The 16,321-nt window shown below is 38.5% G+C and carries 14 protein-coding genes and 1 pseudogene; 11 read left to right on the top strand and 4 right to left on the bottom strand.

Features of this window, described 5'->3' with window-relative positions; translation table 11 throughout:
- Positions 1-95: 95 nt before the first annotated feature.
- Together IQ228_RS07840 and IQ228_RS07835 are read right to left on the bottom strand one after the other, a co-directional pair.
- Positions 96-917 carry an NADPH-dependent oxidoreductase gene (locus IQ228_RS07840; protein WP_193962567.1) on the bottom strand — a complete coding sequence of 274 codons (822 nt, stop codon included), beginning with the start codon at positions 915-917 and terminating at the stop codon, positions 96-98.
- A gap of 177 nt (positions 918-1,094) precedes the next feature.
- Complete coding sequence (locus IQ228_RS07835) at positions 1,095-2,882, bottom strand: iron uptake porin (RefSeq protein ID WP_193962566.1); 1,788 nt, start codon at positions 2,880-2,882, stop codon at positions 1,095-1,097.
- 453 nt (positions 2,883-3,335) lie between these two features.
- Here IQ228_RS07835 and IQ228_RS07830 point away from each other — a divergent pair, with 453 nt between their 5' ends.
- The 10 genes from IQ228_RS07830 to IQ228_RS07785 all read left to right on the top strand — a co-directional run bounded on the left by IQ228_RS07830 (position 3,336) and on the right by IQ228_RS07785 (position 12,763).
- On the top strand, positions 3,336-4,376 hold the full coding sequence (locus tag IQ228_RS07830) for an NADP(H)-dependent aldo-keto reductase (protein ID WP_193962565.1): 1,041 nt from the start codon (positions 3,336-3,338) through the stop codon (positions 4,374-4,376).
- Between the two features lie 258 nt (positions 4,377-4,634).
- Entirely contained in the window at positions 4,635-5,621 is a 987-nt protein-coding gene (locus tag IQ228_RS07825) for a threo-3-hydroxy-L-aspartate ammonia-lyase (protein WP_193962564.1), read from the top strand.
- A gap of 457 nt (positions 5,622-6,078) precedes the next feature.
- Positions 6,079-6,342 (top strand): hypothetical protein, encoded by a 264-nt coding sequence (locus tag IQ228_RS07820; protein ID WP_193962563.1) that lies wholly within the window; start codon positions 6,079-6,081, stop codon positions 6,340-6,342.
- A 3-nt stretch (positions 6,343-6,345) separates the two neighbouring features.
- On the top strand, positions 6,346-7,557 hold the full coding sequence (locus tag IQ228_RS07815) for a glutathione S-transferase family protein (protein WP_193962562.1): 1,212 nt from the start codon (positions 6,346-6,348) through the stop codon (positions 7,555-7,557).
- A gap of 27 nt (positions 7,558-7,584) precedes the next feature.
- Positions 7,585-8,025: a beta-lactamase hydrolase domain-containing protein gene (locus tag IQ228_RS07810; protein ID WP_027401214.1), complete on the top strand. Its 441-nt coding sequence runs from the start codon at positions 7,585-7,587 to the stop codon at positions 8,023-8,025.
- Between the two features lie 362 nt (positions 8,026-8,387).
- Positions 8,388-10,013: an FAD-dependent oxidoreductase gene (locus IQ228_RS07805; protein ID WP_193962561.1), complete on the top strand. Its 1,626-nt coding sequence runs from the start codon at positions 8,388-8,390 to the stop codon at positions 10,011-10,013.
- A gap of 176 nt (positions 10,014-10,189) precedes the next feature.
- On the top strand, positions 10,190-10,519 hold the full coding sequence (locus IQ228_RS07800) for a ferredoxin family protein (RefSeq protein ID WP_193962560.1): 330 nt from the start codon (positions 10,190-10,192) through the stop codon (positions 10,517-10,519).
- Positions 10,520-10,694: 175 nt separating this feature from the next.
- Complete coding sequence (locus tag IQ228_RS07795) at positions 10,695-11,642, top strand: D-2-hydroxyacid dehydrogenase (protein ID WP_193962559.1); 948 nt, start codon at positions 10,695-10,697, stop codon at positions 11,640-11,642.
- Between the two features lie 105 nt (positions 11,643-11,747).
- Positions 11,748-11,978: a hypothetical protein gene (locus IQ228_RS07790; protein WP_193962558.1), complete on the top strand. Its 231-nt coding sequence runs from the start codon at positions 11,748-11,750 to the stop codon at positions 11,976-11,978.
- An 8-nt stretch (positions 11,979-11,986) separates the two neighbouring features.
- Positions 11,987-12,763, top strand: a complete 777-nt coding sequence (locus tag IQ228_RS07785) for a phosphate/phosphite/phosphonate ABC transporter substrate-binding protein (RefSeq protein ID WP_027401219.1) — start codon at positions 11,987-11,989, stop codon at positions 12,761-12,763.
- 58 nt (positions 12,764-12,821) lie between these two features.
- On the opposite strand, the gene IQ228_RS07780 is transcribed toward IQ228_RS07785, so the two are convergent.
- Positions 12,822-14,072 carry a tetratricopeptide repeat protein gene (locus IQ228_RS07780; protein WP_193962557.1) on the bottom strand — a complete coding sequence of 417 codons (1,251 nt, stop codon included), beginning with the start codon at positions 14,070-14,072 and terminating at the stop codon, positions 12,822-12,824.
- Between the two features lie 582 nt (positions 14,073-14,654).
- On the opposite strand from IQ228_RS07780, the gene chrA reads away from it, so the two are divergent.
- The gene (gene chrA, locus IQ228_RS07775) at positions 14,655-15,863 is read left to right on the top strand and encodes a chromate efflux transporter (RefSeq protein WP_193962556.1); all 1,209 of its coding nucleotides are present in this window, start codon (positions 14,655-14,657) and stop codon (positions 15,861-15,863) included.
- 218 nt (positions 15,864-16,081) lie between these two features.
- Here chrA and IQ228_RS07770 read toward each other — a convergent pair.
- Positions 16,082-16,321 (bottom strand): annotated as a pseudogene (locus IQ228_RS07770) (MFS transporter); the annotation flags it as partial.

Raw genomic sequence — 16,321 nt, 5'->3', positions numbered from 1 at the left:
ATATATTAATTGCTGACATCAAACAATAGGAAAAATTTATTTTTGACTATTTGTTAACAAATTCTTGTGATTTATATTCTTGTTACAAAAGTTAATTATTGTAATTTAAACCCCAAATTATTCAGAATTTCTTTTAATCTATGCCGACCAGATAATGATTCAGCCGATGCTACTCTTTTACTAGAATGTTCCGACCAATCACCAGGAATATTCATGTGTTGTGAATTGTAAAAATTTGCCATGATTTGGTTATATTCTGATATGCCTTGCTCTTGTTCTGCAAGTTGATATGTTTCTCGATGTACTACCACTGATTGTGGTAAACGTGGTTTAATTGCCACCTTGACAACAGGATCAGCATAGCCCACACATAAACCAAAAACAGCAACTACATGAGGTGGTAAATTCAAAATTTTGGCTACATCTTCTGGTTTATTTCGTAATGCACCGATATACACAGTTCCCAATCCAATAGATTCTGCTGCGACTACCGCATTTTGTGCTGCTAATGCAGCATCTATAGCCGCCATTAAAAACATTTCCAAATAATCTAAACCTTCATGAGGTAGTCCACGATTTTCGGCAATGTTTGTGAGTCTAGCTAAATCTCCTAACCATACTAAAAAGAGAGGACATTGGCGAATATGTGCTTGATTATTAGTTAGTTTTGATAATTCTTCTTTGCGATTTGCATCTTCAACTGCTACTACACTCCAAGTCTGGAGGTTGGAAGAAGTAGAAGCAGATTGAGCAGCAGCAATTAAAACTTCTAATGTTCCTGGTGGTAAAGCATCAGGTAAATAAGCACGAATTGAACGATGGGATAACAGAGTTTCTAAGGTGTCACTCCAGGGAATATCTGGATTGAAGTTACTATTACCATAACGATGATTAAATAATTCAGTTGGGTTAGTCATAACTTGCAGAAAAATGATTATGAAAATGTCAGAATCAGGATGTCCAGGATTAAAGGATTAACAGGATGAAAATGTCTGAATCAGGATGTCCAAGATTTAAGGATTAACAGGATTCGAGAATTTTAATAAGTATGAAATCTTGCAAATCTTCAAATCTTGTAAATCCTGATTTATGCGTTAAAATCTGAAGGTGGTACGCAGCCAACCCACCACACTACCAGGATTGGTAGTATCGGAATTTGGTGCTGTCACCCAAATGAATCCAGGTGTAACTTCAATATTGTCAGTAAGTTTATATTGATACCATCCCTCAACGTGCAGAGAGGTATCTTTGTCGGCTTGACCTTTACCCGCTCCCAAATCTACATTTTTACTGAGTGCAGTTAGTGTTGGTGCTACACCCACAAAAATAGCTCCTATGCTACCTTTTTTCCCTAAATCGGGAGATGTTAGTCCTACTCCCCAGTTCCAGACTTGACCATCTCCTTGTCCCAAATAACGATGGGCTGAATAACCAACAAAACTATTGATTGCTAGTCGGGGATTAAGTTTATATAATGCCCCAAGTCCATAAAGATTTCCTACTGTGCCTTTATCAACAATGCCCCTAGCTGCGTTGGCTGGGTTAGTTGAAATAGTGCTGTTTGCTAGGTTACTCCCCGCAGCCGGACCAAAGTTTGTTCCCCCTTGACCTAAAGTACCCGCTGGACTATAGGTGTTAGCGTAACTCAAACCTAGCCGGAAATTCTTTTTGGGGCTAAAGTATGTTACCTGTCCAAATGCTACATATCTACCTGTAAATAAGCCATTATTAGGCGCAGGATTATCACCATTAGGCGCACTATATGATAATCCTAATTGAAACTGTTTATTTAGGTCGTGGAGTATGGCAACTCCTGGACCTGTATCTCCATAGTTATAGACCATATTCCGCCGGGAAAACCGAGAAATCCCGTTAGAAGCTGACCCTTCAAATGGGTTTGTTGGACCACTTAAACCAATCTCGTTTGCTCCGTCAGATTGGGCAAAAATGTTGAATTGGGTCTTTTTACCAACTGGAAAACGATAACGAATACCGCCAAGAACAATCTGATTAGCTCCAAAACTAGGACTGGCATTATCGGCAGTTCTACTGTCAAATGTACCAAAAATTCCCCCAGTGGGATTATTTGTGCTAAGTCCTGTTCCAGTTCCTCTAGGATTAGGTACTCCACCTAATGAGTTAATGTTTCCACCTGATAATGTTAACCGTAGTTGATCCTTCCCAGTAAAACTGGTATTCAATATTAAACGAACTCGCTCTGAAAATGTAATGGTGCGGGGTGCGGGTTGTTTGGTGACGACGTTATTACCTGCTAAAACTCCGCCAACTACAAACTGAGCTTCACCTTGTAGCTTAGTTGTTGTTGAAAATCGATTAGCTTCTAATTCTGTGGTTCGTGCTTCTATTGTGTCTAATCTTCCGCGTAATACAGTAAGTTCGGCATTAAATTCTTCATTTAGTCGCTGTATGGTTTCCAAATCTGTTTTTAGAGCCAAATCAGATGTAGATGAGGCAATAAGTTTATTTACTTGGTCTAAGCAAGCGTTTAATCCTGCGGCAAATTCGTAGCGAGTCAAAGCCCGATTACCACGATATTTGGTATCAGAACCCACCAAACAATCATAACGTTCTATGAGGGATTTTAATGCCTCATACGCCCAGTCACTTGGTTGGACATCTGAAAGCTGGGATACAGATGTAAGTTGTGACTCCTCAGATGAAGAAGAAGGTTCTTTTTGGGCAATTATTTGAGCAACTTTGTCAGATTCAGGAATTATGCTGACGGGTGATAAGGTCTCTTTACCGATTGTCTCATTTTCTCCTCCTATTTCATTGGCAAGAGTTTTTGTACTAGCTGCTAAGACTAACAGGACTACAGATATTGGCAAAGTAAGCAATAAATTCCCAGTATTTTTTTTCATTTTGATTGATAACCCCACACACACAAAGAATTTGATTCAGTACGAAATCCGGGCTAGGAGTTCGCAGCACAAGGAAAAGAAGGGAAATTCTCAGAGAGAATTTTCCTGTCACAGGTCTATTTAGACTAGTTTTTTATTCGTAATGAGATTAAAGACTATAGTAATGACTAAATTACCTGATTTAGTAAAATACGGTATATCGGTCAGCTTACTGTAGTTAATCTTTGATGAATAGCAGCATCTCACAAAAAATCTAGAATTTGAGTATTGGTGGATACATTTTTTATAATTTTAAATTAATTGCTACAAAAGGTTGTATATTTCAATTGTGTATGATAGTATACGTTTTCACCCATTAACTCCGCTAAATCAATAGATTTAGTGTAGTTTAAGGCAATAGTCATATTTTTAGTTTTTGTAGCAAAATGAAATGAGGAGAATCATTTAAACATTATGGAATACAACCAACTTGGTGCAAGCGACCTCAAAGTTTCCGAGATTTGCTTGGGAACTATGACCTATGGACATCAAAATAGTATTGAAGAAGCGCATGAGCAACTTGACTATGCTGTAGCTCAAGGGATAAATTTCCTGGATGCGGCGGAAATGTATCCCGTCCCTCCTCGTGGTGAAACCCAAGGAAAAACTGAGGCTTATATTGGTGAATGGTTGAAGAGACAGCAACGAGATCAACTGATAGTTGCTACTAAAATTGCCGGTCCTGGTCGTCCTTTTTCCTGGTTGAGAGGTGGAAATAATAAAGTTGACCGTGAGAATATTACACAAGCGGTAAATGATAGTTTGCAGAGATTACAAACTGATTATATAGATTTGTATCAAATTCATTGGCCTGATCGTTATGTTCCTACATTTGGACAGACAAGTTATAATCCAGAATTAGAAAGGGAAACTGTGGCTATTGCGGAACAGTTACAGGCGTTTGCTGATGTAATTAAAGCGGGGAAGATTCGCTATTTGGGTTTAAGTAATGAAACGCCTTGGGGGGTGAGCGAGTTTGTTCGCATTGCTAATGATTTGGGATTACCTAAAGTTGTCACTACTCAAAATGCTTACAATTTATTAAATCGTAATTTTGAATCAGGTTTAGCTGAAGTTTATCGTTATACAGATGTGGGTTTATTGGCTTACAGTCCCCTGGGTTTTGGGTTTTTGACTGGTAAGTATATCGAAAACCAACAATTAGAAAATACGAGAATAACTCTATTTCCAGGTTTTGGACAACGGTATTTAAAACCCAATGTCCAAGAAGCGGTTAAGGCTTATGTGGAGATTGCTAAAAAGTATAATCTCTCACCTGCTCAATTAGCGATCGCATTTGTTAAAAGTCGCTGGTTTGTGAAAAGTACAATTATTGGCGCCACAACTTTGACACAATTGCAGGAAAATATAGATAGTATCAATGTGGTTTTAGATAAAGAGATTTTTGCAGAAATAGATGCAATTCACACTCGTTATCCTAATCCAGCCCCTTAACCAGATTTTGTAAAAAATACAAAGCGGGATTCTCACCTCACTTAATAAGTAGCTTGACACAATTAAATATAAAACCTCTCCCTAACCCTCTCCTTGTAGGAGAGGGAAAAGGAATAAATCTTGATACTGGAGAGACTTTGACTCCCCCTTCCCTGGTAGGGAAGGGGTAGGGAAGGGGGGTGGGGGGTTAGGTTTGTATTATATTTTTTAACGCCCACTTACTTATTAATGATAGTGAGAGTTACTTTATGAGAAACAATGTTATTATCTGATTCTGTTACTATTACTGATGTAGAAGCAGCACAAAAAAGGCTTTTAGGTATTGCTCATCAAACACCAGTAATTACCTCTGATACCGTCAATCAACTGACTCAAAGCCAAGTATTTTTTAAATGTGAAAACTTTCAACGGACAGGAGCATTTAAGTTTCGTGGTGCTTATAATGCCTTAGTCCAATTATCAGCCAAGCAAAAAATCAAAGGGGTAATTACCTATTCTTCGGGAAATCATGGACAAGCGATCGCTCTTGCTGGCAAATTACTCAATATTCCCACAATTGTAGTTATGCCTGATGATGCACCGATAGTCAAACAAACTGCTACTCGCGGCTATGGTGCTGAAGTCATTTTGTACAACCGTGACACAACTAACCGGGAAGAATTAACCAAAAATCTCGCAGCAGAACGCCAATTAACTTTAATTCCCCCCTATGATCATCGTCATATAATTGCTGGACAAGGTACAACTGCATTAGAACTAATTCAAGAAGTAGGACAACTAGACTACTTATTAGTATGTTGCGGTGGTGGTGGGTTAATTTCTGGTTGTGCAGTTGCGACAAAAGCGGTTTTACCTAATTGTAAAATAATCGGTGTAGAACCGGAATTAGCCGATGATGCTACTCGTTCCTTTTATACCAAAACCCTGCAAATTGTCCATAATCCCCATACCATTGCTGATGGTGTACGAACTCCCAGTTTGGGTAAAATCACCTTTCCCCTAGTCCTGCGATACGTAGATGATATGGTGACAGTATCTGATGCAGGCATAATTCGCACCATGTTCTTGATTTGGGAACGCTTAAAAATCGTTGTTGAACCTACCGGAGTTGTAGCCGCAACAGCATTATTAGAAGGTGTATTTAAAGCACCGGGTGCGAGAATTGGCGTAATTATCAGTGGTGGAAATGTAGATTTATTGCAAGTTAGTCAATTGAAGCAACTTAATCATCTTTTGCATTACTAGATAAATAATTATCGGCTCTTGCGTCTCTTTTATGGTGATTGAGGATTGGGCGTTGCTGAATTGAGGTATGAAATTCCCAAATTGAACCTTTAAAACTCAAACCTCAGTGCGTCTTTGCGCCTTTGCGTGAGACTAAAATTCATACCCTTAATCAGCAACGCCGTGATTGAGGATTGATGATAACAAAACCCTTACGGGACAAGGGTTATAAACAATTATTTCCATATTTTCAATGAAATGCCTACACAATAGGGCTTTCAATGATTTTGAACCAGGGTTTCCATAAAAATAACCGAAGAACCTAATTATCTAACTACTTGATTTTTTCCAAATTGATATGGTAGTCTGTGTTTATATTTAATCTACGGTTTTTTGATAGACTTACCGTATTTTTATGTTATAGTGATGAAAGACACTGTTGAGAATCTGAATTTTTAGCAATCGGGAATCTTCTTTTATGCCAAAAGATTGGTTAGAATGGCACGATCTTTACAATAGCGAAGCAAAATTGCAGCAACGACTAGAAATCGTGCGGGAATATATTTCCTACAGTTTGGATAACTCCCCAACTGGTACTATTCGAGTGGTTAGTGCTTGCGCTGGTGATGGGCGAGATTTATTAGGAACTTTAGGGATTCATCGTTATTTAGGTGAAAATCTACCTACACCCAAAGAAGAAAAATTATTTGTATTTTCTGGCGTTCCAAATAAGGCAAGGTAAGAAATGGCTATTGCAAGCACTACCATATTCACTTGGGATCAATTATTAGAAAAAGCTCGACAAAATACCTCCGCCCGTCGAGTCAAAAGACCAGGACAAGCACCTTCTACTGCTCCTATTCCTAGTGGTTTACATAAACTTCCCCCGGAGAAAAACCCATCGGTATTGTTATATAGAGATAGTAACTCTTGGTGTCCTTTTTGTGAAAGAGTTTGGTTTGCCTTAGAAGAAAAACAAATTCCCTTTGAAACAGAATTTATTGATCTGAGTAATAAACCGAAATGGTACACAGATTTAGTACCAACAACCCTTGTACCTGCTGCTAAAATTGAAGGCAAGTTAGTTTATGAATCTAAAGACATTCTTTTAGAATTGGAAGAACACTTTGGCGAAACGTTGTTACCTGAAAATTCAGAAGAAAATGCTCTAGCCAGACAATGGGTTGAAGATGCAGAAACTAATGGTTTTCGGGATATTGCCTACAAATTTTTGAGACAACCTCCAGAAGATGCCAAAGAATTAGCAAATTTACGGGCAGAATTTGAAGCTAAATTAGATGAAATAGAAAAAACTTTGGGTAGATATTCAAAACCCTATTTTTTATCAACATTTAGCCTGGTAGATATTATGTATAGTCCCCATTTAGATAGATTGGCGGCTAATTTACCAGTATATAGAGGATATCACATCAAAGAAAATCCTCGCTTTCCTCTCATTAATATTTGGTTTGCAGCACTTAAAAAACGTCCTGCTTACAACCGAGTTAAATCAGACAATATTACTAATAATTTACTTTTACGCCGTAGATTTGGCGTAGAACCTATTGGTAATCCCTTACCTTTAGATTTATTTGATGCTGAATTTATTGAATATCGGGCTGAAGCAGCAGAAAGATTAAGTGATAATCGAGAAGTTGCTATTGGCGATATTCTCAAAAATTCTGGAGTTCAATCTTTAGGTGATATCTCGATAATTAAAGAAGTTGTTGATTTTCACCTCAGACTATTAGCTGATTATCTCCTTAATGGTAATAACGAACTATTACTAGGAGGAAGAACTGGTGGAAAAGAAAGTATAGATCCCATTATCGCGGCTACAGGGGCTATTACACTGGCTTATGTGAGAAATAGAATTTGTGCGCCACGAGATATGAGTGCTGGTGCTGCAACCGCATTACGAGCCGCCGCAGATAAGGTTTTAGCATCTATTTATTAATTTTATTTCATTCAAAGAGGAATCGAAATGACTGATTTAAAAAAGGTTAATGATGATTTGAGTATCGCTGGACAAATTTCATCCAAGGAATTAAAACAATTGGCAATAGGAGGTTTTAAATCAGTTTTAAATTTACGTTCTTCTGATGAAAATGGTTTTTTCCATGATGAAAAGCAAGAAGCACAAATTGTAGGATTAGAATATGCAAATATTCCCTTAAATTCTCAAGCACCAAATCAAGAATTAACAGCAGAAGCAATTAAAGCTGTTGAGAATTTGTCTAAACCAATTTTAATTCACTGTGCTGGTGGTGCAAGAGCGGGAGGAATAGCCTTAATTGCAGAAGCAATTCAAGCAGGTTTAACTTATGAACAAATTGCTCAAAAAGCTAATGAATTGGGCATTAATTTAGAACAGCCACATCTCAAGCAATTTCTATTAGAAAAATTTGCAGCTAGACAAAATTAAGTTGTAGGCTTTGGCGCATATAGCAATTCCCATTCAAGTCAGGTACAAGCGTTAATAATCAAACGCAGATGGACGCAGATAAACGCAGATAATTTTGTACTTCATTAGACTAGGAAATGCTATTAATAAAAATTAAAAATCTACAACTTTGCTTCTTTCTTCGAAGTTTCTGATTTAGCTGCTTCTATCACTGGTGCAGAAATTCAAGTTGATGGTGGAACTACACCAGGAGTTTAAGCTACTGCGTAGGTTGGGTTAAGCGACAGCGCAACCCAACAAAATTCTGAAAATGTTGGGTTTCCTTACGTCAACCCAACCTACGATTTTTCAATAAATTAATGTTACAAAAAAGAGGAATTTCCATGACTCAAAAACAATTATTTTCCCAAGATAGCGATGTTGATCAAACCTTATTAGCTGATGTATTAGTAATTGGGGGCGGACCGGCTGGAACTTGGTCAGCGTGGAGTGCGGCTAATGCTGGTGCAAAAGTGGTTTTAGTAGATAAAGGCTATTGTGGTACAAGTGGCTGTGCTGCCGCATCAGGTAACGGTGTATGGTATGTTGCACCCGAACCCGACGGTCGAGAAGCTGCAATGGCTTCTAGAGAAGCTTTAGGCGGATTTTTATCTAGCCGTGATTGGATGCAGCGGGTACTAGATCAAACTTATGCGAATGTCAACCAACTAGCTGACTGGGGTTATCCTTTCCCTACAGATGAAGATGGTAAACCCTATCGGCGCAGTCTCCAGGGTCCAGAATATATGCGTTTGATGCGACAACAAGTAAAACGGGCAGGGGTGAAAATTTTAGATCACAGTCCGGCTTTACAGTTGTTAGTAGATGCAGAAGGGGCTGTAGCTGGGGCGACAGGAGTTAACCGTCAGACTGGTGAAAAGTGGGTTGTGCGATCGCATTCAGTGATCATTGCTACCGGAGGCTGTGCTTTCTTGAGTAAAGCCTTGGGTTGCAATGTGCTAACAGGGGATGGATACCTGATGGCAGCCGAAGCCGGTGCAGATATGTCAGGAATGGAATTTTCCAACGCCTATGGCATCGCACCTGCTTTTTCTTCTGTCACCAAAACCTTATTCTATAATTGGGCAACTTTCACCTACGAAGATGGGACACCTATCCCCGGCGCTGGTTCGCAAAAAGGGCGTTCTGTCATTGCCGAAACTTTGCTAACTCAGCCTGTTTACGCCATTATAGACAAAGCATCAGCAGAAATGCGGGTGACAATGCGTTTATCTCAACCCAATTTCTTCCTACCTTTTGATCGTGCAGGTATTGATCCCTTTACTCAACGTTTCCCTGTGACTCTGCGTTTAGAGGGAACTGTTCGGGGTACAGGTGGGATTAGAATTACCGATTATACTTGTGCTACTTCTGTGCGTGGACTCTATGCTGCTGGTGACGCAGCCACAAGGGAATTAATTTGTGGTGGTTTTACTGGTGGTGGTAGTCATAATGCCGCTTGGGCACTATCTTCAGGGTATTGGGCAGGACAGTCTGCGGCTACATACTCCCATAATTTAGGTGTGCAAGCCAACCAAAGACCAGTTCAAGCTGTAGGTGGTGTAGGATTTATCTCTGGTAGTGAAAAACAAATTCACAGTGAAGACATCATCAAAGCTACTCAGGCGGAAGTTTTCCCATACAATCACAATTATTTCCGTAATGAACAAACTTTAACGGAATCATTGCAAAGATTACATTCTCTCTGGGATGAAATTCGCAATAGTCAAGGTGCAGATAATAGTAATATTGTCCGCACAAGGGAAGCTGCGGGAATGGTAGCGACAGCCAGATGGATGTATAGCAGTGCCTTGGAACGCAAAGAAACACGCGGAATGCACAAACATTTAGATTATCCACAACAGGATACTAACCAACAACATCATTTAATTAGTGGTGGTTTGGATCAAGTTTGGGTAAAAGCTGCACCTATCCAGGATACAAAAGCAAAAGAACTTGTAACTGTTTAATTGTAGGTTGGGTTGACGCAAGGAAACCCAACATGATTACAACTTGAATTGAACGCAGATGGACGCAGATGAACACAGATAAAGATGGATTAATCAAGGGATTTCAGGATTATGTGCAGCCTCACATAAAATTGGTATAACCCAACCTACATCAATATTAATTTTGGTTTTTTATTATGATTGAATTAGTTAGTGAATCCCGGTGCATTCAATGTAATCTCTGTGTTAAAGTTTGCCCAACAAATGTATTTGACAAAGTACCAAATGCACCTCCAAGAATTGCGAGACAAAGCGATTGTCAAACCTGTTTTATGTGTGAATTGTATTGTCCAGTGGATGCGCTATATGTTTCACCGGATGTAGAACCATTAACGGGAATTAACGAACAATCATTAGCAGAAGCTCAACTTTTAGGCAGTTATCGCAAAAATATCGGTTGGGGAAAATCTCTCACAACTACAGCTAAACAAGATTCAACATATCAATTATTGCAGAAGATGAAATAAGTAATTGGACAAAAATATTTACAGTCATTGCGAGCGAAGGGAAGCAATCACAACCCTTGCGATTGCTTCCCTTCACTTCGTTCCATATGGCTAACGCCACGCAACGCTTACGCAATGATATTGTGTAATTAATTCTGTCTCACTACTTAGAGTATCAAAAATAATCGGAGTTATTATGAAACTCATTTTACCTGTAGAAATTGCCCATAAAATTGAGCCTCATTTACCTAAAAATACTATTGTATTGCGTGTAGATAGTGAGGGTAATATAGATGGTGATGCCACAGATGCAGAAGTTTATTTTAGTTGGTTTTATCTCAAACCTACTACTTTACATCGAGTATTAGATGCTGCGCCTTTACTGCGTTGGCACCATGCCCCAAATGCCGGTGTAAATCATATTTTGACACCCAAATATTTAGAACGGGATTTGATTCTAACTAACGGTGCGGGTGTCCATGCTATTCCTATTTCCGAATTTGTGATTACTTATTTACTTGCTTATAGTAAGCAATTACCAAGTCTGTATAAGCAACACTCTGAACGTAATTGGCAAAGGGGTTTACCAATTCAAGAATTAACAGATAAAACTTTATTAATTATTGGTGCGGGTGGTATTGGTCAAGAAATTGCGGTTCGTGCTAAAGCATTTGGAATGCGGATTTTTGGCAGTTCTCGTAATGCAAGACCATTACCAAACTTTGATAAAGTAGTGGGTGCAAATGAATGGAAACAACTACTGCCAGAATCAGAATTTGTGGTAATTGCTACTCCTTTAACGCCGGAAACAAAGGGCTTAATTGATTTGGAAACTCTGCGTTTATTCCGTCCAGATTCCTATTTAATTAATATTGCACGAGGGGCAATTGTTGATGAATCAGCACTGACTACAGCTTTACAGGAAGGCTGGATTGCTGGTGCGGCTTTAGATACAGTATTTACTGAACCATTACCAGCAGAAAGTCCCTTGTGGACATTGCCAAATGTGTTTATTACACCCCATTGTTCTGGAAATACTCCTAGAGTTAAAGAGAGAACACTTGCCCTATTTCTGGATAATTTAACCCGTTATCGTCAAGGAAAACCTTTGCGAAATGTGGTAGATAAAACTGCTGGTTATTAGGAATTTTTATTCGTCAAAATAGGAAAACCAGATTTTTTTGATATAATCTACAGTAAGCCTATCGAGTTGCTGTGCTTTAGTTTTTTATTGACAAGAGAATTTATCATGACATTAGCCCAAGACATTAATATTCAGATCCATCAAAAAGCATATCCTCATTTTTCAGGGAAGGTATCAGAACTAGGAGTATCCTTATTTAAGGGGACATGGTGGTATATTCATCCTTATATAATAGTTTTCAAAATCATGCTGCTTGCTTTTGCTAGTCTCAGTTTTTTATATATTCATTATTCTAGGCAAAAGCTAATTAAAATTTTCCAAAATAGCAGTGTTTAAAAAAAAGAATGACTAAGATTACAAAATTACAGGCTGTATCTTATTTAGCTCCTAATTATTTTGGACTATATCAGGAGATTACAGCTTATTTAGGTCGTGTTTTACAAGTAGAAATTGCACTACATCAAAGTAAATACGACCCCTTAAAAGACACTCTATTATTTAAAGACCAAATAGACTTGGCTTTTATTTGTGGATTACCACTAATTCGTTATAGTCAAATAGCACCAAATCAATTACAGACATTAGTTGCGCCTGTGATGCAATCATCTCGATATGGTGATTGTCCTGTATACTATGCAGATGTGATTGTTAAGACTGATAGCAATATTCAGAAGTTTGCTGATTTATCAGGGAAAACTTTTTGCTATAACGACTCTGGTTCTAATAGTGGTTATCATTTACTTTGGCGGTGGTTGAGTCAAGAAAAATATTCACCCAATTTCTGGGGAAAATCTTTAGAATCAGGTTCTCATCAACGTTCTATTCGTTGGGTAGTTGAAGGACTGGCTGATTGTGCAGCCATTGATAGTGTTGTATTAGAACAAGAATTACGGGATTTTCCTGAATTATCACACCATTTACGTGTGGTGCAAATAATTGGACCTTCTCCGATGCCACCATTGGTAACAGCGCGGCATTTAGGTATCTCTTTGATTCAGCAAATGCAATTGGCTCTACTCCAACCAGATGCTCAGTTGCAAGAAATTATGAAACAATTTAGTGTTAAGCGTTTTGATGCAGTGAAGTTAGAGGATTATCGGGTACTTAATCAGTGCCAATAATATAGGGACGGGCAAGACTTGTACTGAGCTTGCCGTAGTATGCCCATCCCATAAGATTCTAAGCACTAATAAGATAAATTTGATGCTGCCTTTGTTCGTACAAGAGAGCATCTTGATAAATTTCTGCAAATAATACTCGCTGTGCATGACTTCCCCCAATCTCATGCAACCGCGATAATACAAATTTGAGTTCGTTAACAGTTGTCTGGAAATCACCTTGAGCATGAGCTACCATGCCCTTAGCTGCGGGAATTGCTATCTTTACCCAACTCCTGCCAAGAAAGGGATTAATACTCAAGGCGTGATGTTCCATACTTTGAAGCATTTCTTTTACCCAGTTATTGTGTCCAGCTTTGGCAAGGGCATAGACATAATGCAAATCCTGGAATGGTAATGCGTGTTCATCAATGCGACTGTAAAGATAAGGACTGATATCTTGCCAACGGTTGCCTACATCTACCCCACGTAATTCTAGCCGTAATAACATGGAAATTGCCCCTACTTGGTCTTTGGGAGATTGTTTGTTAGCACGTTGCCAAATATGCTCATCGTAGATTTTCAGAACCTTTTCGTAGTTTTCTAATTGCCAATAATACAGTGCTATATGCCACCAGTTGTGGGTATAAAGCATAGAGTTACAGTTGTCCCAGGTATATGCAAAATTCTCCATCCAAATTATTCCCTCCTGGGTTCTTCCTTGGGTTTCCATTACATGACCAATAGCATGATGCGCCCAAGGATCATATCTATTTAACGCTATTGCCTCAAGTGCCATTTTTTCTGCTGCTGGTAATTGGTGACATTGTTCTAAGCCAAAGGCCACCATCCCATATAGATAATGTTGTTGGGGATTGTTAGGTAAAACTTTTTGGGCAATTTCTAGTAATTTTTCTTTATTACCTGTATAAAAATAGTGATATTGCCCCTGCTGCACGGAAATTAAATCAGTGGGAAATTGATTGGTAATCTCTTCATGAAGGGCTATTCCTACATCAATCTCTTGATTTGCCCAAGCTAAAATTGCTTCTACGTATAACTGTTCTCTGGCAGTAATTTTGCCTAAATTTCTTTGTGCGACTTGCAAATATGGTTGTGCCTGTTGCCAATCTTTTGTACTTTCTTGACTCAGATGATAAGCGGCTGCATAAGCATTAGCTAAAGCACAATTCGGATCAGCTTCAACTGCTTCTAAAATCGCTGTTTTTGCATCTTTACCATAAGCAAGGGATTGATCAATAAAACGGTTAATAGCAGCGATCGCTTCGGCTGAACCTGTTGTCACTAACAGCCCTTGTCCATCTTTAAGCATGATGAATTCCTTACAGCAAAATTTAAATTCTTAAACTACGGTAACTTGGTCGGAATACCGGGGTTATTGACTAGATTATGCCACAGCCTCTCCCAATCCGCAAGTAAAAACTACGGTAAGTTGATAGAGTTACTGGATAAATATACATTTTTGCAAGGCTTTATTTCCGAGAACTACCTCGATGAATGAATGCTGTCGATTGGGTTTAATCTAAATAAATACAAAATTACGGTATAATAGTTAAGTCACTTACTCGTAGTGTGTTAATTTTGACAGACAAACCAGAAATTTCCTTCATGCAGAAAGTGTGATAGAAAAAAGAATCCCTGAAAGCCTGAAACCTTAAATCCGCAAATATTTCTGACACGGAACTTGCATGAAGTCTTACGGGTAAAGGATTCACAGAATTAACACACTACACTCTGTGTACCTCGTTGCACTTATTTTCCTCTGTTACCCCTATTTATTGAGCCGATACGTTAATTCTTTCTTCTTGTACCTCACTTGAATGGTAATTGCTATAAAACAAGTAGAGGTCAACGTAAGTTGACCTTTACATTTTCAATGTAGATTACGCAAATTATGCAGTACAACTTATTATTTAGTCGGTTGTGTGAAATAGCTATACTCTTTTTTAAACTAGGTGTTATTGGCTTTGGTGGACCAGTTGCCCATATTGCCATGATTGAAGATGAAGTAGTGAAGCGTCGTCGGTGGTTGACACAAGACCATTTTCTCGATTTATTAGGTGCAACCAATTTGATTCCTGGTCCCAATTCCACTGAAATGGCAATTCATGTGGGATATATTTATGCAGGATGGGCAGGGTTGATTGTCTCAGGTGTTTGTTTTATATTACCTGCGGTTTTAATAACAGGTATATTTGCCTGGATTTATGTTAATTATGGTAGTCTACCTCAAATTGCACCTTTACTTTATGGTATCAAACCTGCTGTTTTAGCGGTTATTGTCAATGCCCTCTGGGGGTTAGCAAAAAAAGCGGTTAAAAACCATCAATTACTGATTATTGCTATAGCTGTAGGACTATTGATATTAATTCGGCAAGTGAATGAAGTAATTGCCTTATTGTTTGGGGGATTACTAGGTATGATTTGGTTACATCCTAGAAATCAAGACAAACCACCAGGAAATAAACCTAACTTATTGATTGCTGTCTTAACTACAGGCGCAACTTTACAGACAACATCTACAGTTAGTGCTATGGCAGGTACATCTATTCCTTTATGGCAATTAGGTTGGTTTTTTCTGAAAGTTGGTAGTGTTTTGTTTGGTGGTGGCTATGTGTTAATTGCATTTTTGCAAGGGGGATTAGTTCAAGAATATGGCTGGTTAACACAACAGCAGTTACTAGATGCGATCGCTATTGGTCAATTTACCCCTGGTCCAGTGCTGTCTACTGCCACCTTTATCGGCTATGTCTTAGCTGGTGTACCTGGTGCCATAGTAGCTACCATTGGTATTTTCCTACCATCTTTTCTCTTCGTTGCTGCCTTAAATCCGATTATTCCCCGTTTACGCAGTTCTGCTTGGACAAGATCATTTTTAGATGCTGTGAATGCCAGCGCTGTAGCACTGATGGTAGTAGCTGCCTTGCAACTGGGAATAGCTACTTTAAAAATAGCAAAACCACCCTATGTAGATATTCTGGGGATAGCGATCGCACTCATCTCCACAGTTTTGATTACTCGCTACCGCATCAATGCTGCTTGGCTAGTTTTAGGTAGTAGTTTAATTGGTTATGGTGCTATGGCTTTAGGTTATATCAAATAAAATACCTGTTATGGCAAGGCAAAAGGCAAGAGGAAAGAGTGAAGAGGGTTTGGGCGATTTTACGTTTCTTTACACAGTTTGGTTTTATTGTGTTCACCTACTTAATGGCTGAATACTCACTAAGAAAGGTAAAAATTTAGGTGAAGTGATAAAATACCCAAATTCTTTTGTTTAGTCAGAAGTCGGAAATCTGCTTATAAACAAGTGCTAAAGCCTCATTAAGAAAGTAATCCCATTTTTTGATATATTGGGTTTATCACTTTTCTAATATTTGATATTTGTCTAGCAAAAAAATACGTTCCCAAAATACAACAAACACCACCAAATGATAAGGAATTAGCAACGCCAATATAATTTGCTAATCCTCCGAAAAATAAATTACCAAAAGGCAATATTCCCAAAAAAGTAGTCATAAATATACTGGTTACTCGTCCTCTTTTATCTTCTTCCACTAAAAT

It is taken from the genome of Dolichospermum sp. LEGE 00246, from assembly GCF_015207865.1.
GTDB classification, from domain to species: domain Bacteria; phylum Cyanobacteriota; class Cyanobacteriia; order Cyanobacteriales; family Nostocaceae; genus Dolichospermum; species Dolichospermum heterosporum.
This window is presented reverse-complemented; position numbering and strand designations above follow the sequence as displayed.

Bases quoted from the DNA above. Each gene is read 5' to 3' on its own strand.
- IQ228_RS07800 (WP_193962560.1), top strand. From the start codon at position 10,190: ATGATTGAATTAGTTAGTGAATCCCGGTGCATTCAATGTAATCTCTGT.
- IQ228_RS07785 (WP_027401219.1), top strand. From the start codon at position 11,987: ATGACTAAGATTACAAAATTACAGGCTGTATCTTATTTAGCTCCTAAT.
- IQ228_RS07835 (WP_193962566.1), bottom strand. From the start codon at position 2,882: ATGAAAAAAAATACTGGGAATTTATTGCTTACTTTGCCAATATCTGTA.
- IQ228_RS07825 (WP_193962564.1), top strand. From the start codon at position 4,635: ATGTTATTATCTGATTCTGTTACTATTACTGATGTAGAAGCAGCACAA.
- IQ228_RS07795 (WP_193962559.1), top strand. From the start codon at position 10,695: ATGAAACTCATTTTACCTGTAGAAATTGCCCATAAAATTGAGCCTCAT.
- IQ228_RS07780 (WP_193962557.1), bottom strand. From the start codon at position 14,072: ATGCTTAAAGATGGACAAGGGCTGTTAGTGACAACAGGTTCAGCCGAA.
- IQ228_RS07815 (WP_193962562.1), top strand. From the start codon at position 6,346: ATGGCTATTGCAAGCACTACCATATTCACTTGGGATCAATTATTAGAA.
- chrA (WP_193962556.1), top strand. From the start codon at position 14,655: ATGCAGTACAACTTATTATTTAGTCGGTTGTGTGAAATAGCTATACTC.
- IQ228_RS07830 (WP_193962565.1), top strand. From the start codon at position 3,336: ATGGAATACAACCAACTTGGTGCAAGCGACCTCAAAGTTTCCGAGATT.
- IQ228_RS07805 (WP_193962561.1), top strand. From the start codon at position 8,388: ATGACTCAAAAACAATTATTTTCCCAAGATAGCGATGTTGATCAAACC.
- IQ228_RS07810 (WP_027401214.1), top strand. From the start codon at position 7,585: ATGACTGATTTAAAAAAGGTTAATGATGATTTGAGTATCGCTGGACAA.
- IQ228_RS07790 (WP_193962558.1), top strand. From the start codon at position 11,748: ATGACATTAGCCCAAGACATTAATATTCAGATCCATCAAAAAGCATAT.
- IQ228_RS07820 (WP_193962563.1), top strand. From the start codon at position 6,079: ATGCCAAAAGATTGGTTAGAATGGCACGATCTTTACAATAGCGAAGCA.
- IQ228_RS07840 (WP_193962567.1), bottom strand. From the start codon at position 917: ATGACTAACCCAACTGAATTATTTAATCATCGTTATGGTAATAGTAAC.